The sequence below is a fragment of the Modestobacter sp. I12A-02662 genome (assembly GCF_041028325.1).
Taxonomy (GTDB): Bacteria; Actinomycetota; Actinomycetes; order Mycobacteriales; family Geodermatophilaceae; genus Modestobacter.
This window is the reverse complement of the sequence record NZ_JABGDE010000007.1, coordinates 245694-269953: the sequence shown is the minus strand read 5'-3', so window position 1 is coordinate 269953 and position 24260 is coordinate 245694. Positions and strand designations below refer to the sequence as shown.

Here is a 24260-nt window from a genome sequence, read left to right as displayed (position 1 = left end):
GCTGGCGGGACTGCGCGAGGTCGGCCGCCCACCGGCGGACGAGGCGTCGAGGGACCGACACGCCTGGTAGAACCGCTGGATGACCACCGGGGCACCCGTCCTGCTCGGGCTGGACCTCCTCGGGACGTTCGCCTTCGCCCTCAACGGCGCGCTGACCGCGCTGCGCCACACCAGGCTGGACATCGTCGGCGTGGTGACGCTGGGCATGATCACCGCGCTCGGGGGCGGGATCCTCCGCGACGTCCTGCTCGACCTGCCGCCGGCCACGTTCAACGACTGGCGCTACCTGGCCGTGGCGGCCGGCGGCGGACTGATCGCCTTCGTCTCCGGCCGCCACCTGCACCGGCTGAACACGCCGATCACCGTGCTGGACGCCGCGGGGCTGAGCCTGTTCGCCGTCACCGGGGCCGGCAAGGCCCTCCAGCTGGGCCTCGGGCCGGCACAGGCGGTGATCCTCGGCGCGATCACCGGCGTGGGGGGCGGCACGATCCGCGACGTCCTGATCCGGCAGGTCCCCTCGGTGTTGAGCAGCGGGCTCTACGCCATCCCCGCTCTGCTGGGCGCCACCGCGACCGTCGTGATGACGTCGCTCGACGTCGACGGGCCGGTGCCCGCGGTCGGAGCGGCGGCGCTGTGCTTCCTGATCCGCATGATCGGCGTCCACTTCGACCTGGACGCACCGTTGCCCCCACAGCCGCTGGAGCCGGGGCCGGAGGACCGCTGACCGCTCCCGGACCGCCGGGGGCGGCCCGAGGTGGGCGCCGGGTACGCGCTGGAAACGGCGTCGCGCTCCGCGGGCGTGAGGTGCTTGCATGCAGGGGTGGAACGGTTCGTCGACGTCGCCCCCGGGGTCCGGCTGTGGGTCGAGGAGACCGGACCCGCCGACGGGTCTCCGCTGCTGCTCGTCATGGGCGCGAACGCCTCCGGCCTCACGTGGCCCGACGACCTCGTGCGCGCGCTCGGCGAGCGGCACCGCGTCGTCCGCTACGACCACCGCGACACCGGCCGGTCGACGTGGGCCTTCGACGCTCAGCCGTACGCGCTGCGGGACCTGGCCGACGATGCGGTGCGGATCCTGGACACGCTCGGCATCGCACGCGCACACGTGGTGGGCATGTCGATGGGCGGCACGCTCGTCCAGCTGATGCTGCTCGACCACCCGGACAGGTTGCTGTCCGCCACCGTCTTCGCGACCTCGGTGCTCGAGGGCGCCGGGGCGGACGGTGCGGCCCCCGCCGCGTTCACCGACACCGACCCCCGGCTGCTCGAGCTGTGGCAGCACCTCGCGGACCCGCGGACCCGCGACGAGGAGCTCGGCTGGCGGGTGGAGCACTGGCGGTTGCTGAACGGCGTGGACATCGCCTTCGACGCCGAGGAGTTCCGCCGGGGAGAGGAGCGGATCGTCGAGCACGCCGGCCGGCACGACAACCCGGCGGCGCACGCGCGGGCCGACCAGAGCGGGCTGGCCCGCGGTGCCGAGCTCGCCCAGGTGACGGTGCCGACCCTGGTGCTCGAGGCGCCCAACGACCCGATCAACCCACCCCCGGCGGCCGCCCGCATCGCAGCGGCGATCCCCACCGCCGTCCTCGTGACGGTGCCGGGGATGGGACACGCCCTGCCGCTCCCCGTGCTGCAGCCGCTGGCCGCGGCCGTCCTGGACCACACGGGACGCGTCGACGCCGCGCAGTGACCACCCGGTCCGCGGTCGGCACGCCCGGGCGACGGCCGGGCGACGGCCGAGCGGCATCCGCGCGGCCGAGCCGCCTGGACGCGCTGCTGGCGCCACGGCTGGCACGCTGCACCCTGGGAGGAGGAACCCGTGAGCAGCCTCGTCTACCTCGTGGCCACGTCGCTGGACGGCTTCATCGCCGCGCCGGACGGCGACTTCACCCCGCTGCTGGTGAGTGGCGACCACCTCGCCGGACTGGCCGCGGACTACCCCGAGACGTTCCCGGCCCCGGTGCGGGAAGCCCTCGGCATCGACGCCCCGAACCGGGTCTTCGGCACCGTCCTCATGGGCGCCAGGACCTACCAGGTGCCGGGCGCCGTCCCCAGCCCCTACCCCCACCTGCGGCAGGTGGTGTTCTCCGGCCGCGACCTGGCCGTCCCCGAGGAGGTGGAGGTCGTCTCCGGGAACGCCGCGGCGCACGTCCGCCGGCTGAAGGCGGACGCCGACGGCGGGGACCTGTGGCTGTGCGGCGGCGCGCACCTCGCCGGGCAGCTGTGCGACGAGATCGACCGGCTGGTGCTGAAGATCAGCCCGGTCGTCCTCGGCAGCGGCCTGCCGCTCTTCGCCGGCGCGGACCCGCGGCCCCGCAGCTTCCGATCGCGGGGACAGGTCGACTACGACAACGGCGTCCGCGTCGTCACCTACGACCGGAGCTGACGGCCCGTGCGGGACTGCTCCGCCTCGCCAGCGGCATCGTGCTCGGCCTGGGGCGCATCGGGCGCCGCCGGCCGGCGCGGGAGCGCCCACGACCCCCGACCGGGGCCGGCTCACGCCCGGGCCCTCCGCCGGATCCGCCGCTTGACCAGCGGGAGGACCGCGGCCAGGGCGATCACCGTCAGGCTCACCACGGACGCGTGCTCGTCGACCAGCAGCACGACGTCCACCGCCCGCTGACCGAGCCCGTAGCCGAGCCCCGCGACGAGGCCGGTCATCAGCAGGGCACCCGCGAGGTCGAGGAGGAGGAAGGTGGCCAGGCGCATCCCCGCCCAGCCGGCCACGGCGTAGACCACCGCGGTGGGGACGCCGGGCAGGACGGCGAGGACGACCGCGGTCCGCACGGTCCAGGGGTCGAGCTCCCTGGCCCGGGCGGCGAAGCGCAGGGCCGGCTCGCTGGTGGTGAACATCCTGACGATGCCCCCGCCCCACCGCCGTCCGGTCCACCACGTCAGCCAGTCCAGCTTCACCATGCCGGCCGCCCCCGCGACGACGACCAGCCAGAGCGGGGCCTCGCCGATCCGGGCGAACGCCGCGGCGGCGCCGATCGCCGTCAGGTCGCCGGTGAGGAACTCCAGGGCCACCGGGTGCGAGGCGAGCAGGAACGGCTTGAGCGGCCGCAACGCGAGCCCGAGCGCCACCACCGCCAGGATCGCGCCCATCAGCGCCAGGTCCACCCGGGTGGCCGGCCCCTGCCAGGGAGTCAACCGACGCCACCGAAGAGAGGCGGGGGAAGTGGTCGGTGCGGCGCTCATGCCCCGACGGTGCGCGTTCGACCGGTCGACGGGCACCCGCGATCGTCACGGGTCGGCCGTGCACCGTGCACGCCCCGGTCGACCGCGGCGGAGCCGACGATGTCCCGTATGCGGACGCCCTCGCCCGGAGCAGCGGACCCGATGAGCCCAGACCGTCCCCGCCGCTCCCCGATCAGCCCCCGGCTGGTGGTGCTCGGCACGCTGCTCCTCAGCTACGCGTGGGCGCTCGTGGTCCCGCTGCGGCTCACCCGGCCGCCGTCGGCGCTCACGACGGCGGTGTACGGGCTCGGGCTGGCGCTCTTCGCCGGGGCGCTGGCGCTGGTCCTCCGCGCCGCGGTCAGCCCCGGGCAGCCGCGGCACGTCCGCATCCGGTTGATCGGCCTGCTGGTGGTCGTGGCCCTCGCGCTGTGGCCGCCGTCGTTCGCGTGGGCCGAGGCCGGCTCCGAGCCGTGGGGGTGGGTGGCGGGGTTCGTCATCGGTGCGAGTGCTCTCGCCGTTCCGCGGGCAGGCGTCGTCGTGGCCGTCGGCCTCGGCGCAACGGCGGTCGTCGGCGCCGTCGTCTTCGCCGGTGATGCGGCGGCGAGCCTGGGGACGGCGATCGGTTCCGGTCTGGTCGTGTGGCTCACCGGCCTCGTGCTCGTGTGGCTGCTGGACCTGTTGTGGGCGGCGGAGGCCGGCCGGGACGCGGTGGCAGACCTCGTGATCGCCGAGGAGCGCCTGCGGGTGAGCCGCGAGCTGCACGACGTGCTCGGCTCCCGGCTCGGGATCATCGCGCTCAAGGCCGAGCTGGCGTCGGCGCTCGCCGCGACCGACCCCGCCCGCTCCGCCGCGGAGAGCGACGAGATCCGGCTGCTCGCGGCAGCCACGCTCGCCGAGGCCCGGCGCGCGGTCCACGGCGAGACCGTTGCCGACCTGCCGACGCAGATCGCGGCCGCCGAGCTGGTCCTCCGCTCCGCCGGGATCGGGACCAGCGTCGACGTCGACACCGCTCAGCTGCCCGCGGCCGATTCCCGGCTGCTGGCCGCCGTGGTCCGCGAGGCGGTCACCAACATCCTGCGGCACAGCGACGCGCGCACGGTCGCGATCGCGTTCCCCGGAACGGGGCCGCGCCGCACACTGGTGATCGTGAACGACGGCGCGGGAGGCACGCGGTCCGGCATCGCGGCCGGCGCGCCCTCCTCCGGGACCGGGCTCGCCTCCCTGGCCGCGCGCTGCGCTGCCGCGGGCGCTCGGCTGGCGTCCGGGCCGGCCGACGACGGTCGGTTCGAGGTGCGGGTGGAGCTGGCGCCCGGGCGCCCCGGGCTCCCGTGACGATCCGGGTGCTGCTCGCCGAGGACGAGGAGCTGATCCGCGAGGCGCTGGTCGGGCTGCTGGAGCGCGAGTCCGACATCGAGGTGGTGGCGACCGCGGCCGACGGCCGCCAGGCCATCGACCGCGCGCTGGCCCACCGCCCCGACGTCGCGGTCGTCGACCTGCGGATGCCGGTGGTGGACGGCATCGGCGTCGTCACCGAGCTGGGCCGGGCGCTCCCCGCGTGTGCGGGCGTGATCCTCACCGGCCACGGTCGGCCGCACGTGCTGCGCCAGGCCCTCGCGTCCGGGGCGCGCGGCTTCCTGGCCAAGGGCGCCCCCGGCACGGCACTGGCCGACGTCGTCCGCCGGGTGCACGCGGGTCAGCGCTACGTGGACCCGGTCCTGGCCGCCGACGCGCTCACCGCCCCTCCCTCGCCGCTGACGCCACGGGAGAGCGAGGTGCTGACCGTCGCCGGTGAGGACCGGCCGGTCCGCGAGATCGCCCGCACGGTGTTCCTGTCGCCGGGCACGGTCCGCAACCACCTCGCGGCGATCACCGCCAAGCTGGGGGCCGGGTCCCGGGCCGAGGCCCACCGGATCGCCCGCGAGAACGGATGGCTCCGGGCACCGCCCTGACGGAGCAGATCAGCACCTCCGCCGGCCGGCGAAGCGGGGTGTTGTGCTCTCCCGCCCGGGGTCGGGACCCTCGGTGCCAGGAACGGGACGCCGGGCGGGCGAGGAGGCATCGACATGACGATGGACGCCAGGATGGCCAGGGCATTCGGGCTCGAGGGGGACGCCTGGGCGCGCCATGCGAACCCGTGGAGCGTCTACACACGCATCCCGATCCCGCCCTTGCTGGCCGCGGCGATCTGGAGTCGGACGCGGTTCGGGTGGGGGTGCCTGGTCCCGGTCGGACTGGTGTGCGCGTGGACCGCGATCAACCCCCGAGCCTTCCCGCCACCGCGCTCGCTGGACTCCTGGGCGTCCAAGGGGGTGCTGGGCGAGACCTACTGGGCGAAACGGGACGAGGTCCCCGTCCCTGCGCGTCACCGGGTCGCACCGAACGTGCTCGGCGCCGTCAGTGCACTGGGCGTGCCGTTCATCGCGAGGGGCCTGGTCGTGCGCAACGGGTGGATGGTCCTGTTCGGCCTGGCGGTCCAGATGGCCGGGAAGGTCTGGTTCATCGACCGCATGGCCGTCCTCTACGACGACGTCGCACCGGCCGGCGCGACCGGCGGAACCCCGGCATCCCGGCGAGCGGACCCGCCGCAGCGGTGATCGGCTGGTGCCGCCCGTGGGCGGATCACCGCGGCCGTTGTCCGGGCGTCCCGGGAAGAGCAGAGTGGGCCGCGCGGCGATGCCGCAGGGGTGTCGCCGTCACCAGGGAGGAGCGGTGACATGTACGCCCGATCCACCACCATGCGGGGCCGCCCCGAGGTCGTCGACGACCTCACCGCCTTCATCCGCGACGACGTCATGCCGACGGTCACCCGGCTGGACGGCTGCGTCGGTCTGTCGCTGCTGATCGACCGCGACGGTCGATGCATCGCCACGAGCGCCTGGGAGACCGCGGCGGCGATGCGCGCCAGCGCGGAGCGGGTTGCCGGGTCGCGGGAACGCGCGGCCGTGATGTTCGGTGTCACGCCCGAGGTCCGGGAGTGGGAGATCGCCGTCCTGCACCGGGCGCACCACGACGGTGGATGTGCCCGGGTGACGTGGACCCGGACCGATCCCGCGAACGTGGACCGGGTGATCGAGGCCTATCGGGACAGCCTGATGCCCTGGTGGGAGGAGACGCCGGGCTTCTGCAGCAACAGTCTCCTGGTGGACCGCACGGACGGGCGGTGCGTCTCGACGGTCGTGTTCGAGAGCCACGAGGCGATGGCGCACACCCGTGACCAGTTCACGACCCTGCGCGAGGAGTTCGCCGCGCGGATGGACATGGACCTCCTCGAAGTCGCCGAGTTCGACCTCGTCCTCGCCCATCTGCGGGTACCCGAGACCGTCTGACCAGCACACCCCGGTCCTCTCACTCGTCCTCGAACACGTCCTCGCGCTTGCGACGGACCGCCGGCAGCACGGCCAGGACGAACGCGGCGGCCGCCAGGACGAGGAGGACCAGGGAGATCGGTCGGGTGAGGAAGACCGTCGGGTCGCCGCGGGAGATGATCAGGGCACGGCGGAGGTACTCCTCCAGCAGCGGGCCGAGGACGAATCCCAGGAGCAAGGGCGCCGGCTCGCAGCCCAGCTTGATCAGGAAGTAGCCCAGGATGCCGAAGAACGCGACCGCGTAGACGTGGTAGGCGTTCAGTCCCAGCGAGTAGCAGCCGATCGAGGCGAAGGCGATGATCGCGGGGAAGAGCACCCCGTACGGGATGGACAGCATCCTCACCCACAGCCCGATGAGGGGGAGGTTGAGCAGGACCAGGAAGAGGTTGCCTATCCACATCGACACGATGAGGCCCCAGACCAGCGCCGGTTCGTCCGTGATGACGTTCGGGCCCGGTGTGATCCCCTGGATGATGAAGGCGCCCACGAGCAGGGCCATGATCGAGTTGGCCGGCAGTCCCAGCGTGAGCAGCGGGACGAAGGAGGTCTGCGCGGCGGCGTTGTTCGCCGACTCCGGCCCGGCCACACCTTCGATCGCGCCCCGGCCGAATTCCTGCGGGTGCTTCGAGACGCGCTTCTCCACCGAGTAGGACACGAACGACGCGAGCACGTGACCCGCGCCCGGCAGCACACCCAGCACCGTGCCCAGTCCCGTGCCGCGCAGCACGGGGGCGGTGATCCTCCGGACGTCTTCCTTGGTGAGCCACAGGTTCCTGACCTTCGCGACCGTGACGGTCCGCTTCGTCTCCCCCTCCAGGTTGCGGAGGATCTCGGCGACGCCGAACATGCCGACGGCCAGGGACACGAAGTTCAGGCCGCCGTAGAGCTCGCGCTGGCCGAAGGTGAACCGCGGCGTGCCGGAGTAGATGTCCTGGCCCACGGTCCCGAGCAGCAGCCCGAGGACGATCATCGCCAGCGCCTTGAGGGTCGAGCCGCTCGCCAGCGCGATGGAGGCGATCAGCCCCAGGACCACCAGCGAGAAGTACTCCGCCGGGCCGAACTCGAGCGCCGCCCGCGAGATCGGCGCGGCGAACAGGGCCAGGGCGATCGTCCCCACCGTGCCGGCGAAGAACGAGCCCAGCGCGGCGGTGGCGAGAGCCGGTCCGGCACGACCCCGTTTGGCCATCTCGTGACCGTCGATCGCCGTCACGGCCGCCGAGGACTCGCCGGGCAGGTTGATGAGGACGGCAGTGGTCGACCCACCGTACTGAGCCCCGTAGTAGATGCCGGCCAGCATGATCAGCGAGGTGACCGGCTCGAGGCCGAAGGTGATCGGCAGCAGCATGGCGATCGTCGCGGTCGGCCCGATGCCGGGCAGGACGCCCACGGCGGTGCCCAGGGCGACGCCGATCAGGCAGAAGAGCAGGTTCGCGGGCGTCAGCGCCGTCTCGAGGCCCAGCCCGAGACCCTCCAGCACTCCCATCGGCGCGCTACCCGAGCCACGGGCCGAAGTACGGCAGCCGCAACTGGAGGGCGATCACGAAGATCAGCACGCTGAGGGCCGTGAGCGACGCGGATGTCACGACGGCGGGGACCACGCGCGCGCGGCGGCCCGCCATCGCCGACAGGAAGACCGTCACCAGCAGTGACGGGACCAGGCCCAGCCCCCGCACCGTGGAACCGAAGAAGACCAGGGCGACGACCAGGAGTCCCGCCGCCTTCCACGGGACCGGGCCGATCCCACCCCCCTCGCCGGCGACGAACCCCGTGACGGCGATGAGGATCCCGAGGAGGACCAGCAGGGCCCCCAGCACGAGAGGGAGGTAGCCGGGACCCATGCGCAGCGCGGTACCGACCTCGTAGGTGCTCGCCGTGATGGCGAAGGCCAGCCCGAAGCCGACGAAGGTCGCACCCGCGAGCAGGTCCTTGCGTGCCCCGCGCCAGTCCACAGTCAGGTCCTCACGGATCGAGAGGAGAGGGGACGGCGGAGCGGCCGGCGCCGCCCATCGTCGTCCGTGATCAGTCCGCCGAGACACCTGCCTGCTCGATGATCGGCCGCCAGAGCTCGATCTGCTCGGTGAGCCGTTCGGTGTGCGCCTCCGGCGTCGCCTCCGCCTCGGAGGAGGGTGCGCTGCCCAGATCGGCCAACTGGTCGATCACGCCCTGGTCGGCGAGCGCGACCTTGAGGGCGTCGGAGAGCCGCTGGACGATGTCGTCGGGGGTCTCCGCCGGGACGTAGAGGCCGTGCCACACACTGACCTGGAGCTCCGGCAGACCTGCCTCCTCCGTGGTCGGCAGATCGGGGAGACTCTCCACCCGCTCCGGAGTGGTGACGGCGTAGGCCTTGATCTCACCGCCCTGGATCTGCCCGGTGGTGTTGGTGGTCTGGTCGCACATCACGTCCACCTGGCCGGCGACGAGATCGGTCAGGGCCGGGCCGGTGCCCTCGTAGGGCACCTCCGTCAGCTCCTGGCCGATGGCCTCCTGGAGGAGCAGCCCGCACAGGTGCGAGGCCGCGCCGATGCCGGCGTTGGCGAGGGTGACGGTGTCCGCGTTCTCCTTCAGGTACGCCACCAGCTCGTCCATGGTCTGGGGCTCGAGGTCGCTCCGCGCGACGATCGTCATGGGGACCTCGGTGACCAGCCCCACCGTCTCGAAGTCCACCAACGGGTCGTACGCGAGGTCCGGGTACAGCGACGGCGCGGTCGACATGCCGATGTGGTGCATCAGCACCGTGTAGCCGTCCGGGTTGGCCGCGGCGACCTCACCGGCTGCGACCGTGCCGCCGGCACCCTCGACGTTCTGGACGACGATGCTCCCGCCGAGCTCCTCGGCCATCGGCTCCGCGATGAGCCGGGTCACCGTGTCCGTGGGCCCGCCGGCCGAGAACGGGACGACGAAGGTGATGTCGCCGTCCGGGTAACCCTCGGCGGCCCCTGCTCCGCCGTCACCACCGGCACCGCCCTCACCACCGCCGCCGCCCCCGCACCCGGCGAGGGCGACCGTGGCAGCGGCCAGACCGGTCGCCAGTCGAGACCGACCGAGGCGGCCGGCTGGGGAGGACGGGCGCGTCCTGGCGTCGTCCACCTGGTCCTGTCGCATGAGGGACCTCCCGGAAGCGCGAGCCGGCTCGGACCGGCGAGGCTAGCAGGGATGTGATCTTCGCCACAGGGGCATCGACGCACGTCCCGGCCGGTGCTGGCCCCGGCGGGTCAGGTGCGCACCCGGTGCCGCGGCCGCCGGCGGCGGGCGAAGAACCGCTCGACCCGGCGCCACCGGTTCGGCGTCTTCTCCGGGTCCATCACCTCGGACTCCGCCAGCGCCCGGTCGGCCGGGTTGAGCTCGGGCGGCTCGAACGGCACCAGCGACCGGCCGGTCGGCCGGCGCAGCCGCTCGATGCCCTGCACGAGGGAGCCGCTGTCGGCGATCGCGGCGGCGACGTCGTCCGGCGTGCACCCCAGGTGCTCGGCGAGCAGGCGGTCCCGGACGCCGACGATGGTCGCGGCCAGCCGGTCCGCCCCCGGCCGCCCGTCGACCGCCTCGATCGCCAGGTCGCACTCGGTGTCCAGGCCCATCGAGCGGTTGTTCACGTTGCTGGACCCCAGGCGCAGCAGGCGGTCGTCGACCACGGTCACCTTGGCGTGCACGTAGATGTGGTCCCGCTGCTCCGTGACCGGCGTGTAGAGGCGGAACCGGTCGTGGACGTCGGCCTCGCGGACGATCTCCAGCACCCGGGCGCGCGCGGTCCCCATCGCCTTCTCCGAGAGCCAGCCGTCGGCCGTCCACGGGTTGAGCACGACGACGTCGGGGCCGTCGGGCTCGCGCAGCCGCTCGGCGATCGCCTCGGCGATCCGGCGGCTGGCGAAGTACTGGCTCTCCACGTAGATCGAGCGGCGGGCCGCGGCGATCACGGCCAGCCACAGGAGCTCGATCTCGTGCACGAGCGGCGTGCCGCCGTGCTCGGGGCGGGTGCGGGAGATCGCCACGTCGACGTCGGTGAGCAGGGGCTCGACCTCCTCGGGCCAGCAGTCCCGCTCCTCGGCGATCGGTTCGAGCCGTTCCCCGGTGCCGCTCTCCCACCGCTCGCGCGCGAGCTCGGCGACCGCACGGGCGGCGGGCCCCGTCATGATGCTCGTCGCGTCGTGCCACGGCCCGGTCAGCCGGCCCGGGGCCCGTCCGGCCGCCGGCCGGCGTCGGTGCGGGTTGCCGTCGGCGTGCTCGGAGGTGTCCCAGCGGTCCGCGGTGATGTCGATGCCACCGGTGAAGGCCAGGCAGTCGTCGATGACCACGATCTTCTGGTGGTGCGCACCGCCGACCGGGTGGTGGGTGTCGACGGCGAACGTGAGCCGGTCGGGGGTGCGCCGGTCGAGCAGCACGATCGGCTTCAGGCCCCGGCCGAGCGCCCTGACCATGCCCAGGTCCCACTGCAGGACGCCGATCTCCAGCTGCGGGTTCTCCTCCACCGCCTTCTCCAGGACGGCGCCCAGCCGGTCGTCCCTCGGCCGGCCGCCACCGAGCGGGTCGAGCCGGATGCGGGGGTCGAAGTCCCAGCCGATGAACAGCACCCGCCGCTCGGCGCGCAGCACGGCACGCTTGAGGGTGGCGAAGTAGCCGGCCGCGTCGACGAAGATCGCCAGGCGGGTGGCCCGCTCGATCCGCCAGCAGGTCTCGCCGGGGATCAGCAGCGGCGCGCCCTGCTCCGGCCGGCCGTCGTCGCCGGCCTCGCGCAGCGCGACACCGCGATCGGGGTCGGGCTCCGTCGTCGCTGCGCCGCCGTCCATCACATCGGCAGTGTGCCCGTCGCCGCGGGAGGAACCAACGCGCCACTCCTCGGGCCGCCGATCGGGGACGTCACGAACGGCCGGCTCCGGTCCTCCCCCAGCTCCGCCACGTCGACCAGATCAGGGTGAGGGTGCTGCCGGTCAGCGCGACCGTGCGCAGCAGGTTCGCCCGGAGCAGGCTGTCGATGGTGCCCGGGGACCGGCCGACCCGGTCCAGCCGGTCGTGCATCGGGATGGCCCAGAGCACCGTGGCCACGAGGGAGGCCCCGCCGGCCGCGCTGACGACCAGCGCCGCGGAGCGGGGCACCTCGGCCGGCCGGGTCCAGTAGAAGGCGCCGCCGGCCAGGAAGGACGCGAAGCCCGGGACGATCACCACCAGCGGTATCGCCTTGTTGTACTGCTGGTGGTACGCAGCGAACTCCTCGTCCCCGACGGCCCGGTAGAGCGGGTAGGAGACGACCTGCGCCTGCCAGCCCACCGCCGCCGAGTAGGCCGTCAGGGCGGTGAGGCAGGCGAGGTTGAGGTGCCGCCACCCGCGGCGCGGACCCGGCGCGAGGGCGGGCTCGGACATGACGACTCCTGAGGCGAGGGTTCGGTCCGGGACCCTCGTCCAGGGCACCGGTGACGGGGCCGATCGGGTGCTGCCGTGCCAGCAGACCACCGGGACGCGGCGGCGGTCCACCACATTCCCCGCCGGGCGGGGGGTGCCGGAGTGTCGTGGGTGCCGCGGCGGCCGGTGGGTAGACCTCCGGCACCGACCGGCACCCGACCCAGGTCGCCGACACCTCGGAGGTACCCGTGCGCGACCACCGCATCGGCATGATCGTGCCGAGCTCGAACCTGACCATGGAGACCGAACTGCCGCGGATGCTCCGCGATCGTGAGCAGGTCCTGCCCGAGGACCGGTTCACGTTCCACTCCAGCCGCATGCGGATGAAGCACGTCACCCCCGAGGAGCTCGCGCGGATGAACGCGCAGACCGAGCGCGCCTCCCTGGAGCTGGCCGATGCGCGCCCCGACGTCGTCGCCTCCGCCTGCCTCGTCGCGATCATGGCGCAGGGCCCGGGCTACCACTGCCACGCCGAGGGGCAGATCGCCGGGGTCCTGCAGGGCGAGGGTCTGGACATCCCCGTCATCTCCAGCGCCGGTGCCCTGCTCCGCGCGCTGGACGCGATGGGGGCGAAGCGCATCGCGATGGTGACCCCCTACATGAAGCCGCTCACCCGGCTCGTCGCGGAGTACATCGAGGACGCGGGGGTCGAGGTCTGCGACGCGCTGAGCCTCGAGGTCTCGGACAACCTCGCGGTCGCCCGGCTGGACCCGGCCGACCTGCGCGAGCACTGGCGCCGCGTCGACGTGGGCGACGCCGACGTGCTGGTGCTGTCGGCCTGCGTGCAGATGCCGTCGCTGGCCGCGGTGCAGCCGGTCGAGGACGCCGCCGGCCTGCCGGTCCTGTCGGCGGCGACCGCGACGGTGTTCACCATCCTCACCGAGCTCGGGCTCGAGCCCCGCGTGCCGGGCGCGGGCCGGCTGCTCAGCGGGGAGGTGCGGATGGCGCCGGCGCCGCGGCCGACGCCCGAACCGACCAGCGACGAGGGCCCGGCGTCGACACCGCTCCCCGAGCCCTACCCCGCCGCCGCCCAGTAGGGGGTCCCGGCCTCACAGGCAGCCGGGCCTCACAGCCAGCCGGGGAGCACGAAGACCGCCCAGGCCAGCAGCGGGCCGAGCACCACGACGATGCCGGCGTAGGCCAGCATCTGCCGGTAGAAGCGGTCGCGGTCGATGTCCTGGGCGTTGGCCAGGACCAGCGCTCCGTTCGTGGAGAACGGGCTGACGTCCACCACCGTCGTGGCGATGGCCAGCGCGACGATGAACCCGACGGCGCCGATCCCCCCTTGCTGCAGGAACGGGATCGCCAGCGGGATCATCACGCCCAGGATCGCCACGGACGACGCGAACGCGGAGGCGATGCCGCCGAGGTAGCAGATGAGCAGCGCCGCCAGCAGCGGGGCCCCGAGCCCGGCGATGGCGTTGCTGATGTAGTCGATCGTCCCGGCCGCCTCCAGCACGCCGACGTAGGTCAGCACACCGGCGATGAGCAGCACCGTCGACCAGGCGATCTTGTCGACCGCCCCCTTCGTGGCCTTGGGGTGGATCAGCGCCAGGAGCACCCCGATCAGGATCGACGTGAAGCCCACGTCCAGGGCCCACACCACGGTCAGGACGGCGAACACCAGCAGGCCGACGATGGTGGCGACCTGCTCGACCCGGATCCGCTGGGGCGCATCCGTCTCCCCGGCCGGGGTGCGCGCCTCCGGCGCCGGGTCCTCCGGCGAGGCCGCCGCCTGGACACCGTGCCCCCGGGCCGGCGCGGTCCCCGCGCTGCCCGGCCCCCCACCGGTGACGGCGCTGGCCTCCACCGCCTCGCGCTCCACCGCCTCGCGCTCCACCGCCTCGTCGTGGTGGTGCGTCCGGGCGGCGAGGAGCTGCCGTCCCCCCAGCAAGAAGAAGATGAGGGCGCCGATGGCGGCGTTGAAGGCCAGCGGGGCCACGGTCAGCATGATCGGGCTGCTCTCCAGCCCGCTGTCGCTCACGAGCCCGTTGACGAAGCTCCCGTACACGCTGATCGGGGTGAACGCGCCGCCCAGCGCCCCGTGCACCACCATCATGCCCATCATCAAGGCGTTGATCTTGTACCGGAAGGCGAACCGCAGGGCGATCGGCGCGACGATGGCCACCGCGAACAGGGCACCGATCCCGACGAGCAGCGCCGTGACGGCGAACATGATCCACGGGATGGCCGCGATCCGGCCGCCGACCAGCCGGATCGCGCCGCGGATCAGCAGGTCGACCGTCCCGTTGATCTGCGCGATCGCGAACAGGTAGGTGATGCCCGCGAGGGTGAGGAACAGGCCGGCCGGGAAGCCCGCCAGGATCTCGTCGACGCTCATGCCGAGCACCAGCGTGCCGAGGAGGAAGGCCGCCCCGAAGCCCAGCGCGCCCATGTTGATGGGCAGCACCGTGGCGATGACCAGGATGACCAGCAGGACGAGCAGCGACACGACTTCCGGTGACATGGTCATCCTCCGCTGGGCCGGGAGCGGTGGGCCCGGGTCGGGGGACCCGGGTCCGCGGTGCTGGTGGTGCCTGTGGTGCCTGTGGTGCTGGTGGTGCTGGTGGTGCTGGGTCAGTGGACCGGGATGGCTGCCTCGGGGGAGGCGACGGCCCGGGCCACCCCGGACCGAGGCTCGAGACCGATGGAGGCACACACGCGGCGTCCGGCCGCGACGACCCCGGGGACGTCCAGTCCGGTGTCGTAACCGCTGCGCGCCAGCATCCACGCGAGGTCCTCGGTGGCGACGTTCCCGGCCGCGCCGGGAGCGAAGGGGCATCCGCCGAGACCTGCGGCACTGGCGTCGAGCACGGTCACCCCGGCCTCGATCGCCGCCAGGGCGTTGGCGAGGCCGGTGTGGCGGGTCTCGTGCAGGTGCAGGCGCAGCGGGGTGGCCAGGTGCTGGACGGCCCGGACCCGCTCGGTGACCTCCCGGGGGACGGCGGAGCCGAGCGTGTCGGCCAGCGCCAGCTCGTCGACGCCGGCCGCCACGACCTCGCCGGCGACCTCGGACAGCCGGGCCGTGGACACCTCGCCCTCGTACGGGCAGCCGAAGCCGACCGCGACGGTCACGCTGAGTCTCGCGCCGTGCTCCCGGGCCACCGTCCCGATCGGTCCCAGCGCGTCCAGCGCCTGCCGGGTGGTGACGCCCTGGTTGCGCTGGCCGAACGTGTCGGTCGCGGGCACCACGTAGTTGATCTCGTCGACCCCCGCCGCCGTCGCGCGGACCGCGCCACGGAGGTTGAGAACGAGCCCGATGCAGCTGAGGTCGTCCCGCCGCGGCACGGCCGCCATCACCTGCTCCGCGTCGGCCATCTGCGGCACCCGCTCGGGGTGGACGAAGCTGGTGACCTCCATGCGGCGGACGCCGGCGGCCACGAGGTCCTCGACGAGGCGCACCTTGGCGGCGGTGCTCACCACCTCGCGCTCGTTCTGCAGCCCGTCGCGCGGGCTGCCCTCGACGATCTCGATCCGGTTGTCCATGACCGCCCCCCGATCAGGAGCCTGGAGCGAACGGCGCGGGCGTGCGGCGGGCGTCCGGGACGAGTGGGCGGCGGCCCGCCCGCGTGTGCGCGAGCAGGCCGCCGGCCAGCAGGAGCTCCCGCTCGGCCGGTGCCAGCTGCAGCCGCACGGCGAGCCCGCCCTGCCCTTCGACGTCCACGGACACCTCGTCGGCACCGCTGCCGACGGCGGCGCGCAGCCCCGGGATGCGCCAGGTGTCGCCCACCGACGCCGAGCCGGCCGCGTCCTCGGCGACCAGGGGGACGATGCCCTGGGCGATGAGGTTGCTGCGGTGGATGCGGGCGAAACCGGCCGCGACGATGGCCCGCACGCCGAGGAAGCGCGGGTTCAGCGCGGCGTGCTCCCGGGAGGAGCCCTGACCGTAGTTGTGGCCGGCCACGATGATCCCGCCGCCCCAGGACGTCACGCGGGAGTGGAAGTCGGGGTCGTTGCGCTGGAACATGAACCTCGCGCAGGCGGTGATGTCCGACCAGATCGACATCGCGATCGCGCCGTCGGGGGCCATGTCGCCGGTGGAGATGTCGTCGCCGAGGACGATCACCACCCGACCCTCGACGTCGTCGGGCAGCGGGCCGATGTCCGGGGGCGGCTGCTGGTTGGGACCGCGCCAGATCTGCACCCGCCGCCGTTCCCCGGGCGGCAGGACGGCGGTGATGAAGCGGGCGTCGACCAGCGGGTCGTTGTCCGCCGGTGGCAGCTCCGGTGGCTCGCCCAGGGTGCGGGGGTCGGTGATCACGCCGTGGAGGGCGCTCGCGGCGGCCGTGGACGGGGAGCACAGCCACACGCTGTCCCCCGCGGTGCCGCTGCGCCCGGGGAAGTTCCGGTTGAAGGTGCGCAACGAGGGCTCCCCCTTCGTCGGGGCGTAGCCGATCCCCACGCACGGGCCGCAGATCGGTTCGAGCACCCGGGCGCCGGCGTTGAGCAGGTGGCCGTAGACGCCCGAGCGCGTGATGGTGTCGAGGATCTGCCGGGACCCCGGGTTGACCGTCACCTGCAGGTCCGGGTGCACCGTCCGGCCCCGCAGCACCTCGGCGACGGTGGCCAGGTTCTGGTAGGAGCTGTTCACCGACGAGCCGACGCAGACCTGGACGATCCGGGTGCCGGCGACCTCTCGCACCGGGACGACGTTGTCGGGCGAGTGCGGCCTGGCCACCAGGGGTTCGAGGTCGGCGAGGTCGATGCGCACGACGTCGTCGAAACCGGCGCCGGGGTCGGCGACCAGCGGCCGGAAGTCCTCCTCGCGGGCCTGGGACCTCAGCCAGGCACGGGTCTGCTCGTCGGAGGGGAAGACCGCCGTCGTCGCCCCCGTCTCGACGATCATGTTGGCGATCGTGGCCCGGTCGGTGACGGGCAGCCCGGCGACGCCCTCGCCGAAGAACTCGAAGACGGTGCCCAGACCGCCCCGGACGGTCGTGCGGCGGAGCAGCTCGAGGATCACGTCCTTGGCCTCGACCCAGGCCGGCAGCCGGCCGGTGAGCTCGACGCCGACCACGCGGGGGCACGCGAGGTCGTAGCCGTAGCCGGCCATCGCCACGGCGACGTCGAGGCCCCCCGCGCCCACCGCGAACATCCCCACCGCGCCGGAGGAGGTGGTGTGCGAGTCGGCCCCGACCAGCAGCTCGCCCGGCCGGGCGAAGTGCTCGAGGTGCAGGTAGTGCGAGATGCCGTTGCCGGCCGGGGAGTACCGGAGGCCGTAGCGGCGGCAGAAGCTCTCCAGGTACTTGTGGTCCTGCAGGTTCTTGTCGTCGATCTGCAGGACGTTGTGGTCGACGTACTGGACCGCGAGGGGCACCCCCAGCTCCTCGACGCCGAGCATCTCGAACTGCATCGCGGTCATGGTCCCGGTCGCGTCCTCGATGAGGACCTGGTCCACGGCGAGCGTCAGGGTCGCCCCTGGTTCCAGCTCCCCTGCCACGAGGTGGTCCCGGAGGAGCTTGCGGGTCACGTTGTCGGGCACGGGTCCAGCCCTGCTTCCATCGGCACGGGAGTCGTCCACGGGGTTCCCTCGTCGGCTCAGATGACCCCCGCGGAGCGGAGGTCGTCGATCTCCTGGGGGCTCAGGTCCAGCAGCTCGGTCAGGACGGCGTCGGTGTGCTCACCCAGCCGGGGCGCCGGCCGCCGGACCGAACCCGGCGTGGCGCTCAGCCGCGGGACCACCGCCGGCATGGCCACCTCCCCGTACTCCTCGTCGGCCACGTGGACGATCGACTCCCGGGCCTGGAAGTGCGGATCTGCGAGCATGTCGGCCGGCTCGTACACCAGGCCGGCCGGCACCCCCACCTCGTGCAGCGACTCCAGCGCCTCCGCCGAGTCCCGGGCCCGGGTCCACCCGGCGATGATCCCGTCCAGCTCGTCCTGCCGGTCGCCCCTGGCCCGGTGGTCGCGGAACCGCGGGTCGTCCGCGAGCTCGGGCATGCCCATCGCCGTGGTGAGCCGCCGGAAGACGGAGTCCTGGTTCGCGGCGATCAGCACCTGGCCGTCGGCGGTGGGATAGACGTTGCTGGGCGCGATGCCGGGCAGGGTGGGACCGCTCCGCTCCCGCCGCACCTCCGCGACCTGCCACTCCGGCACCAGCGCCTCGGTCATCGCGAGCACCGACTCGAAGATGGAGGCGTCGACCACCTGGCCCCGACCGGTCCGGGACCGGGCCTGGAGCGCGGCGACGGCACCCAGCGCCGCCATGGTGCCGGCCAGTGAGTCGCCGATCGACAGGCCCACGCGCGTCGGCGGGCGGTCGGGGTAGCCGGTCAGCGCCCGCAGGCCACCCATCGCCTCGCCGACGGCGGCGTACCCGGCCCGCTTCGCGTACGGCCCGGACTGCCCGAAGCCGCTCACCCGCACGAGCACCAGGCGCTCGTTGAGGCGCGAGAGCTCCTCCCAACCGAGCCCCCACCGCTCGAGGGTCCCCGGCCGGAAGTTCTCCAGCAGGACGTCGGCCCGCCCGACGAGCCGCCGCACGAGGTCCTGCCCCTCGGGACGGCGCAGGTCCACGGTCACGCTGCGCTTGTTCCGGCCGGTGACCCGCCACCACAACGAGTCCCCGTCGGTGTCGTGCACGCGGCCCCACTGCCGCAGCACGTCCCCCACCCGCGGGGGTTCCACCTTGATGACGTCGGCGCCCAGGTCACCGAGCAACTGCCCGCAGAACGGACCGGCGATGACCTGTCCCAGCTCCACGACCCGGATGCCGGCCAGTGCGGTCTCTGCCACGGATCACCCAGCCCCAACGGAGACGGTGCCCTTCCTGGACCCCGCATGGTGCCCCGGATGGGCCGGCTGCGCACGCCGAGGCCGGGCCGGCCGGCTCAGCGGCTGCGGTACAGCCTCGTGGTCAGCGGCATGAACACCGCGGCCAGCGCCGCCGCCACCGCGAGGGAGACGCCGATGGCGGCGCCGTCGGGCGCACCGGCCATGAGCGACCGGGACGCGGTGGCCAGGACGGAGATGGGGTTGACGTCGACGAACGCCTCGAGCGGGCCCGGCAGCGTGGCGGGGTCGACGAAGACGTTGGACACGAAGGTCAGCGGGAAGATCGCCATGAACCCGGCGTTCATCACCGCGTTCGGGGACCTCAGCAGCAGGCCGAGGACCGAGAAGACCCACGACAGCCCGAACGAGAAGGCGACGACCAGGGCCAGTGCGGCAGCCGCCCCGGGGACGCCGCCGCCGGGCCGGAAACCCAGCGCGACACCGACGACGATGATCACGGTGCCGGCGATCACGTACCGGACGCTGTCGCCGAGCAGCGAGCCCAGCAGCGGCGCCGGCCGCCAGATCGGCAGCGAGCGGAACCGGTCGACGACCCCCTTCGTCAGGTCGGTGTTCAGCGAGACCCCGGAGTAGACGGTCGTGAACAGCACCGACATGACCAGCAGCCCCGGGAGCGTGTAGTCCAGGTAGGCGCTGGTGGACCCGGCGATCGCACCGCCGAACAGGTACGTGAACATCAGCAGGAACATCACCGGCGTGACCGTGACGTCGAGCAGCTGCTCGGGCACGTGCTTGACCTTCAGCATGCCCCGCCAGCCGAACGTCAGGGCGGCCGACAGCGGCCCGGGCCGGGCAGGCCGGGGGGTGGAGGAGATGGCCCGGCGCACCGCCGCGGTGTCAGCGGAGTCGTGCGCCCGGGTCGTCGCGGTCATGACAGGTTCTCCTGGAGGGTCTCGGAGGACGCGGACGTCGTCTCGGCGGCATGGCCGGTGAGCGCGAGGAAGACCTCGTCGAGGCTGGGCTGCTGCAGGGAGAAGTGCGCCAGCGGGACGCCCGCGCGGGAGAGCTCGGCGACGGCGCACGCCGCCCGGTCGGCGTCCGCCCCGGTGGCCGACAGCGCCGCCGGGTCCGGTTCCAGCACCACCGGGCCCACCGTGCGTTCCAGCATCGAGGCGGCTTCGGCGCGCCGCCCCGGGTCGAGCAGGCGGACGTGCAGGGAGCCGGTGCCGATCGAGGCCTTGAGGTCCCGGGGCGTTCCCTCGGCGATGACCCGGCCCCGGTCGATCACGGCGATGCCGTCGGCGAGCTGGTCGGCCTCCTCGAGGTACTGCGTGCACAGCAGGATCGTCGTCCCCTCGGCGACCAGCGCCCGGGCGATCTCCCAGACCTGGTTGCGCGAGCGGGGGTCCAGCCCGGTCGTCGGCTCGTCGAGGAACATCAGCCGCGGCGTGACGACGATGCTCGCCGCGATGTCGAGCCGGCGGCGCATGCCGCCGGAGTAGTGCTTGACCAGCCGGCCGGCGGCGTCGGCGATGTCGAAGGCGTCGAGCAGCTCGTCCGCACGGTCCCTGGCGCCGGCCCGCGAGTAGCCGAGCAGGCGGCCGAGCAGCACGAGGTTCTCCCGGCCGGTGAGCTCCTCGTCGACCGAGGCCAGCTGGCCGGTCAGGCTGACCAGCTCCCGGACCGTGTCGGCCTCGGACACGATGTCGTGCCCCAGGACCCGGGCGCTGCCCGCGTCCGGGGGGATCAACGTGGCCAGCATCCGGATGGTGGTGGTCTTCCCCGCCCCGTTGGGCCCCAGCACGCCGTAGATCGCGCCCACCGGTACGGCGAGGTCCACCCCGGCGACGGCACGCGTCTCCCCGAAGGACTTGCCGAGCCCGCTCGCATCGATCGCGAGCGGGGTGTGTGTGGTCATCGACTTCCTCACCTCGGGGTCGCACGGGCATCTCTGGAGGGTCTGACCGACTCTCGACCGTGGAGTCATCGCACGCCAGCGACTTTCCGCCGGCCAGGGTGGACCCTCGAGTCGGCGCGTGCCCCTGACCTGCCCTGGGACCTGCACCGTTGCCGTAGCTTCTCCGGTCGTGCCGAGACGGGACACCATCCAGCAGCCGCGCCGGGCCGACCGGGTCGGGCGACAGCAGCCGACACCTCCGCGCGACGGTCCGGGCGCGGTGGCGCCCCCGCTGCGCTGGGCCCGCCGGTTCACCCCGCTCGGCATCGGCCGCCGGGGCGTGCGGCTGGAGATGTCCGGCGGGGTGCTCTCCGTCGTCCGGGTCGGGCCGCTCGGGGGTGAGCGCATCGTCGTCTCGGCGCCGCTGGCGCAGTTCCACAGCCCCGCACCGTCCCGCAACGGCCGCGGGCTGCACCTGTGGCACGGCGCGCGGGTGTTCCGCTTCGTCGGGCACGCGGACTCCGACGACAGCGGCACCACCGACATCTCCAGCTCGTCCTCGGGCGACGACCCGGTCAGCGCCGTCCTCGCCGTCCTCGGTGTCCTGGCGTTGCCCCTGCACCTGTTCACCGCGCTCGCCGACCACCGGGAGAAGGTGGCCGCGGAGCGCCGGCACGTCGCCGTCACGCTGCGCTGGCTCGCGCCCGTCGTCGGGCCGCCGTCGCCGGGGGTGACCGTCCGCCCGCCGCTGCCCGGCGGCTGGCTCACCGCGGGACGGTGGACGGTGCGGCTGACCGTGCTGGTCGGCCTCGCGATGGGCATCGCGCTCCTCTGAGCCCAGTCCCCCGCCGCGCACGCGACGGAGCCGGGGAACCAGCGGTCAGGGTCATCCCCCACGGCCGGGGTGCCGGTTGGGGGTGCCCCCCGATGGTCAGCGGGAGTCGACGCCGCAACGCTGACGACGCCGGGGACCACGGGCCCTCCGGAACGTCCCGGCGCGATCCGCCCGACGTCTGCCGTCGGCCACGACACCGGCAGACGGCCACCCCCGGGAGAGACAGGGACGATGCCCCAACGACCACCAGGTCGCGGCGAGGAACCGGCGTCCGTCGTCGCCGCCCGCCAGCTCGCCGAGGAGGCGAGGAGCCGCACCGAGCCCGCCGCCGATCACCGGCAGCTGCCGGTGATCGCCGCCCGGCGTGCGCGCCGGCGTCCCTCCGGCCGCTGACCGGCCCGGAGCTCGCGGTCCGGCCGGACCGGGGCGCACGTCCCGGGCCGGATGCGGAACGGGAGGATGCGGGCATGTGCACGGTGGTGGTGCGCCGGTCCGCCGACCGGCCCGTGGAGGTCCTCGCGATCCGCGACGAGGTGACCTCCCGCGCGTTCGACGTCCCCGACCGGTGGTGGCCGCAGTTCCCCGACGTCGTCGGCGGGCGCGACCGGCTCGCCGGGGGCACGTGGTGCGCCACCGGGGTCGGCAGCGGCGTCACCGCGCTCGTGCTCAACCGCTACCACGATCGGCCGGCCGCGCCGGGGTCCCCGAGCCGGGGCGTGCTGCCCCTGCTCGGCGCCGTCCACGGGACCGACTGGGTCTCGCGCGTCCAGCTCACCGGCATGGCAGGTTTCCTGCTCGTCCTGGTGAGCCCGGCCCGACTGACCACGTGGCTGTTCGACGGTGACCGGCTCACCGAGACCGAGCACGCCGAGGGCACGCACGTGATGACGTCCGGCGGGCCGGAGGACCGCAAGGCCGACCGCTGGCGTGGAGCGCTGGCCACGGCGACGTTCCCCGACGGCTGGCGCGGCCTGGTCCAGGCGCGGCCACCCGCCGACGATCCCTCGGCCCTGGTCGTCCGGCACGAGCGGGACGGCCAGGTGTACGGCACGGTGTTCGCCGAGCTCGTCGACGCCCGCCCCGGGCGGCTGCACCTCGAGTACAGCCGCCGTCCCTGGACCGCCGGCCCCTGGGACACCGCCGCTTTCGGCACGTCCGTCCCTACGTCCTGACCGGGTGCCGCAGGTGGGTGCCGGCAGCGGACGGGGAGCCCCCACGCCGGCGCAGCCAGTAGCCGGTGGTCGGCCGAGCTGCCCGTCCGCCCCGACCGGATCGGCCCCTCCCGGCGCCCCGCGAGGCGGCGCTCAGCGGACCGGCACGTCCCGGCGCGGGTTGTGCTTCGATCGCGCCACCACCAGGTGATCCCCGGGCTCCGTCGGGACGCTTCCCCGCCACAGGTCCGGCCGGGCAGGGGGTCGGTCAGGAGGGTTCGAGATGGAGCTCCACACGGTCCGCCCGATCGGGCTCTTCGACGGCACCGGCGACGACCTGCTGGCCACCCTGCTCGAGGTGGGCACCGAGGTGCCGTTCCGGCCCGGCGAGGTGCTGTTCCGGGAGAACCACCCCGCCGAGCACTGGTGGGTGCTCCTGGACGGGAGCGTGGACCTCCTGCGCCACGTGGGACGCGACGAGACCCAGCTCGGGGTCATGGACGTGCCCGGACGGTGGGCCGGCGGCTTCCGCGCCTGGGACGAGCACGGCGCCTACCTGGCGACCGGACGCGCCGTCACCGCCGGCTGCATGCTCCGGGTGTCCGCCGACGACCTCCGCCGGCTGTGGACGACCCGCTTCCCGCTGGGCCTGCACCTCATCGAGGGCGTCTCCCGGTCCGCTCGCAACTACGAGTCGATGGCGCGGCAGCGGGAGGCGCTCGCCGCCCTCGGCACCCTGGCGGCCGGGCTCGCCCACGAGCTCAACAACCCCGCCGCCGCGGCGACGCGGGCGGTGGACGCGCTCGGCGAGGCGTACGCCGGGCTGCTGTCCTCCCTGCAGCAACTCGTCGCGCTGCCGATCTCCGCCGAGCAGTTCGGCCGCATCGACGCACTGCGGCAGGAGCTCGTCCCCCGGCCGTCGTCCGTGGACCCGATGGACCTCGCGGACCGGGAGGACGCACTCGCGGACTGGCTGTCCGCGCGGTCGGTGCGGCAGGACTGGGTGCTGGCCCCGGTCCTCGCCGCAGCCGGCGCCGACGTCGACTGGTGCGAGCGGGTCGCGGAGGCCGGCGGTGCAGCCGCGCTCGAGGCGGCGCTGGACTGGGTCGCGAACACGCTCTCCGCGACCGGTCTGCTGGAGGAGGTGAAGGAGTCCGCGCGTCGCATCTCCGACCTGGTCGCGGCCGTGAAGTCCTACTCCCAGCTCGACCGCGCCTCGATGCAGACCACCGACCTGGTCGAGGGGCTGGAGAGCACCCTGGTGGTGCTGGCGCACCGCATCCCGGACGACGTGGTCGTGGTGCGGGACTACGGCGCCGACGTCCCGCGCATCTCCGCGCTCGCCGCCGAGCTGAACCAGGTCTGGACCAACCTCATCACCAACGCGCTCGACGCGATGGACGGCCGCGGGACGCTCCGCCTGTCCACGCGTCTCGGCCGGGGTGCGGTGGTCGTGGAGGTCGCCGACACCGGCTCCGGGATGTCCGCGGAGACCAGGCAGCACGCCTTCGACCCCTTCTACACGACCAAGGGCGTGGGCGAGGGCACCGGCCTCGGTCTGGACATCTCCCGGCGGATCGTCGACCGGCACCGCGGTGACATCAGCATCGAGACCGGGCCGGGCGCCACCGTGCTCCGGGTACGGCTGCCCCTCGCGGTGCCGGGCGGTTCCGCGCAGCCCGCCGACCCGGCCCGCTGAGCCGTGCCGG

Annotated in this window: 24 protein-coding genes; 12 read left to right on the top strand and 12 right to left on the bottom strand. The window is 73.8% G+C overall.

Going from position 1 to position 24260, the window contains the following annotated elements; genetic code table 11:
• The first annotated feature begins 79 nt into the window (after positions 1-79).
• From HL189_RS12610 to HL189_RS12600, 3 genes are all read left to right on the top strand, one after another.
• Positions 80-724, top strand: coding sequence for a trimeric intracellular cation channel family protein (locus HL189_RS12610; RefSeq protein WP_369134048.1), 645 nt, complete (start codon positions 80-82; stop codon positions 722-724).
• A gap of 96 nt (positions 725-820) precedes the next feature.
• Positions 821-1690 carry an alpha/beta fold hydrolase gene (locus tag HL189_RS12605; RefSeq protein ID WP_369134047.1) on the top strand — a complete coding sequence of 290 codons (870 nt, stop codon included), beginning with the start codon at positions 821-823 and terminating at the stop codon, positions 1688-1690.
• A gap of 129 nt (positions 1691-1819) precedes the next feature.
• On the top strand, positions 1820-2386 hold the full coding sequence (locus HL189_RS12600) for a dihydrofolate reductase family protein (RefSeq protein ID WP_369134046.1): 567 nt from the start codon (positions 1820-1822) through the stop codon (positions 2384-2386).
• Positions 2387-2496: 110 nt separating this feature from the next.
• Here the strand turns inward: HL189_RS12600 and HL189_RS12595 are convergent, their stop codons facing one another.
• Positions 2497-3198, bottom strand: a complete 702-nt coding sequence (locus tag HL189_RS12595; protein WP_369134045.1) for a VTT domain-containing protein — start codon at positions 3196-3198, stop codon at positions 2497-2499.
• A 141-nt stretch (positions 3199-3339) separates the two neighbouring features.
• Here HL189_RS12595 and HL189_RS12590 point away from each other — a divergent pair, with 141 nt between their 5' ends.
• From HL189_RS12590 to HL189_RS12575, 4 genes are all read left to right on the top strand, one after another.
• The gene (locus tag HL189_RS12590; RefSeq protein WP_369134044.1) at positions 3340-4509 is read left to right on the top strand and encodes a sensor histidine kinase; all 1170 of its coding nucleotides are present in this window, start codon (positions 3340-3342) and stop codon (positions 4507-4509) included.
• Positions 4506-5126 (top strand): response regulator, encoded by a 621-nt coding sequence (locus HL189_RS12585; protein WP_369134043.1) that lies wholly within the window; start codon positions 4506-4508, stop codon positions 5124-5126. The genes HL189_RS12590 and HL189_RS12585 overlap by 4 nt, the downstream gene beginning before the upstream one ends.
• Positions 5127-5240: 114 nt before the next feature.
• Positions 5241-5771 (top strand): DUF6653 family protein, encoded by a 531-nt coding sequence (locus tag HL189_RS12580; RefSeq protein ID WP_369134042.1) that lies wholly within the window; start codon positions 5241-5243, stop codon positions 5769-5771.
• A 120-nt stretch (positions 5772-5891) separates the two neighbouring features.
• Positions 5892-6503 (top strand): hypothetical protein, encoded by a 612-nt coding sequence (locus HL189_RS12575; RefSeq protein ID WP_369134041.1) that lies wholly within the window; start codon positions 5892-5894, stop codon positions 6501-6503.
• A 19-nt stretch (positions 6504-6522) separates the two neighbouring features.
• Here HL189_RS12575 and HL189_RS12570 read toward each other — a convergent pair whose 3' ends face one another.
• The 5 genes from HL189_RS12570 to HL189_RS12550 form a co-directional block, all read right to left on the bottom strand.
• The gene (locus HL189_RS12570; RefSeq protein WP_369134040.1) at positions 6523-8025 is read right to left on the bottom strand and encodes a tripartite tricarboxylate transporter permease; all 1503 of its coding nucleotides are present in this window, start codon (positions 8023-8025) and stop codon (positions 6523-6525) included.
• 7 nt (positions 8026-8032) lie between these two features.
• Positions 8033-8491, bottom strand: coding sequence for a tripartite tricarboxylate transporter TctB family protein (locus tag HL189_RS12565; protein WP_369134039.1), 459 nt, complete (start codon positions 8489-8491; stop codon positions 8033-8035).
• Between the two features lie 70 nt (positions 8492-8561).
• Positions 8562-9644, bottom strand: coding sequence for a tripartite tricarboxylate transporter substrate-binding protein (locus HL189_RS12560; RefSeq protein ID WP_369134038.1), 1083 nt, complete (start codon positions 9642-9644; stop codon positions 8562-8564).
• Between the two features lie 110 nt (positions 9645-9754).
• Positions 9755-11323: a phospholipase D-like domain-containing protein gene (locus HL189_RS12555; protein ID WP_369134037.1), complete on the bottom strand. Its 1569-nt coding sequence runs from the start codon at positions 11321-11323 to the stop codon at positions 9755-9757.
• Between the two features lie 70 nt (positions 11324-11393).
• Entirely contained in the window at positions 11394-11894 is a 501-nt protein-coding gene (locus tag HL189_RS12550; protein WP_369134036.1) for a hypothetical protein, read from the bottom strand.
• 227 nt (positions 11895-12121) lie between these two features.
• Between HL189_RS12550 and HL189_RS12545 the strand changes: the two genes are divergently transcribed.
• On the top strand, positions 12122-12970 hold the full coding sequence (locus tag HL189_RS12545) for an Asp/Glu racemase (RefSeq protein WP_369134035.1): 849 nt from the start codon (positions 12122-12124) through the stop codon (positions 12968-12970).
• A 29-nt stretch (positions 12971-12999) separates the two neighbouring features.
• Here HL189_RS12545 and HL189_RS12540 read toward each other — a convergent pair whose 3' ends face one another.
• The 6 genes from HL189_RS12540 to HL189_RS12515 all read right to left on the bottom strand — a co-directional run bounded on the left by HL189_RS12540 (position 13000) and on the right by HL189_RS12515 (position 20586).
• Positions 13000-14400, bottom strand: coding sequence for an SLC13 family permease (locus HL189_RS12540; RefSeq protein ID WP_369134034.1), 1401 nt, complete (start codon positions 14398-14400; stop codon positions 13000-13002).
• Positions 14401-14510: 110 nt separating this feature from the next.
• Positions 14511-15419, bottom strand: coding sequence for a hydroxymethylglutaryl-CoA lyase (locus HL189_RS12535; protein ID WP_369134033.1), 909 nt, complete (start codon positions 15417-15419; stop codon positions 14511-14513).
• 13 nt (positions 15420-15432) lie between these two features.
• The gene (locus HL189_RS12530) at positions 15433-17415 is read right to left on the bottom strand and encodes an aconitate hydratase (RefSeq protein ID WP_369134032.1); all 1983 of its coding nucleotides are present in this window, start codon (positions 17413-17415) and stop codon (positions 15433-15435) included.
• A gap of 56 nt (positions 17416-17471) precedes the next feature.
• A complete protein-coding gene (locus tag HL189_RS12525; RefSeq protein ID WP_369134031.1) occupies positions 17472-18668 on the bottom strand; it encodes a CaiB/BaiF CoA transferase family protein in 1197 nt (398 codons plus the stop codon).
• 95 nt (positions 18669-18763) lie between these two features.
• Positions 18764-19600, bottom strand: coding sequence for an ABC transporter permease (locus tag HL189_RS12520; RefSeq protein ID WP_369134030.1), 837 nt, complete (start codon positions 19598-19600; stop codon positions 18764-18766).
• Positions 19597-20586 carry an ATP-binding cassette domain-containing protein gene (locus HL189_RS12515; RefSeq protein WP_369134029.1) on the bottom strand — a complete coding sequence of 330 codons (990 nt, stop codon included), beginning with the start codon at positions 20584-20586 and terminating at the stop codon, positions 19597-19599. The genes HL189_RS12520 and HL189_RS12515 overlap by 4 nt, the downstream gene beginning before the upstream one ends.
• 169 nt (positions 20587-20755) lie before the next feature.
• Between HL189_RS12515 and HL189_RS12510 the strand changes: the two genes are divergently transcribed.
• The 4 genes from HL189_RS12510 (at position 20756) to HL189_RS12495 (ending at position 24250) form a co-directional block, all read left to right on the top strand.
• Positions 20756-21400: a hypothetical protein gene (locus HL189_RS12510; RefSeq protein WP_369134028.1), complete on the top strand. Its 645-nt coding sequence runs from the start codon at positions 20756-20758 to the stop codon at positions 21398-21400.
• A gap of 231 nt (positions 21401-21631) precedes the next feature.
• Positions 21632-21793: a hypothetical protein gene (locus HL189_RS12505; RefSeq protein ID WP_369134027.1), complete on the top strand. Its 162-nt coding sequence runs from the start codon at positions 21632-21634 to the stop codon at positions 21791-21793.
• Between the two features lie 74 nt (positions 21794-21867).
• Entirely contained in the window at positions 21868-22572 is a 705-nt protein-coding gene (locus tag HL189_RS12500) for an NRDE family protein (RefSeq protein WP_369134026.1), read from the top strand.
• Between the two features lie 262 nt (positions 22573-22834).
• Entirely contained in the window at positions 22835-24250 is a 1416-nt protein-coding gene (locus HL189_RS12495; protein ID WP_369134025.1) for an ATP-binding protein, read from the top strand.
• The last annotated feature ends 10 nt before the right edge of the window (positions 24251-24260 follow it).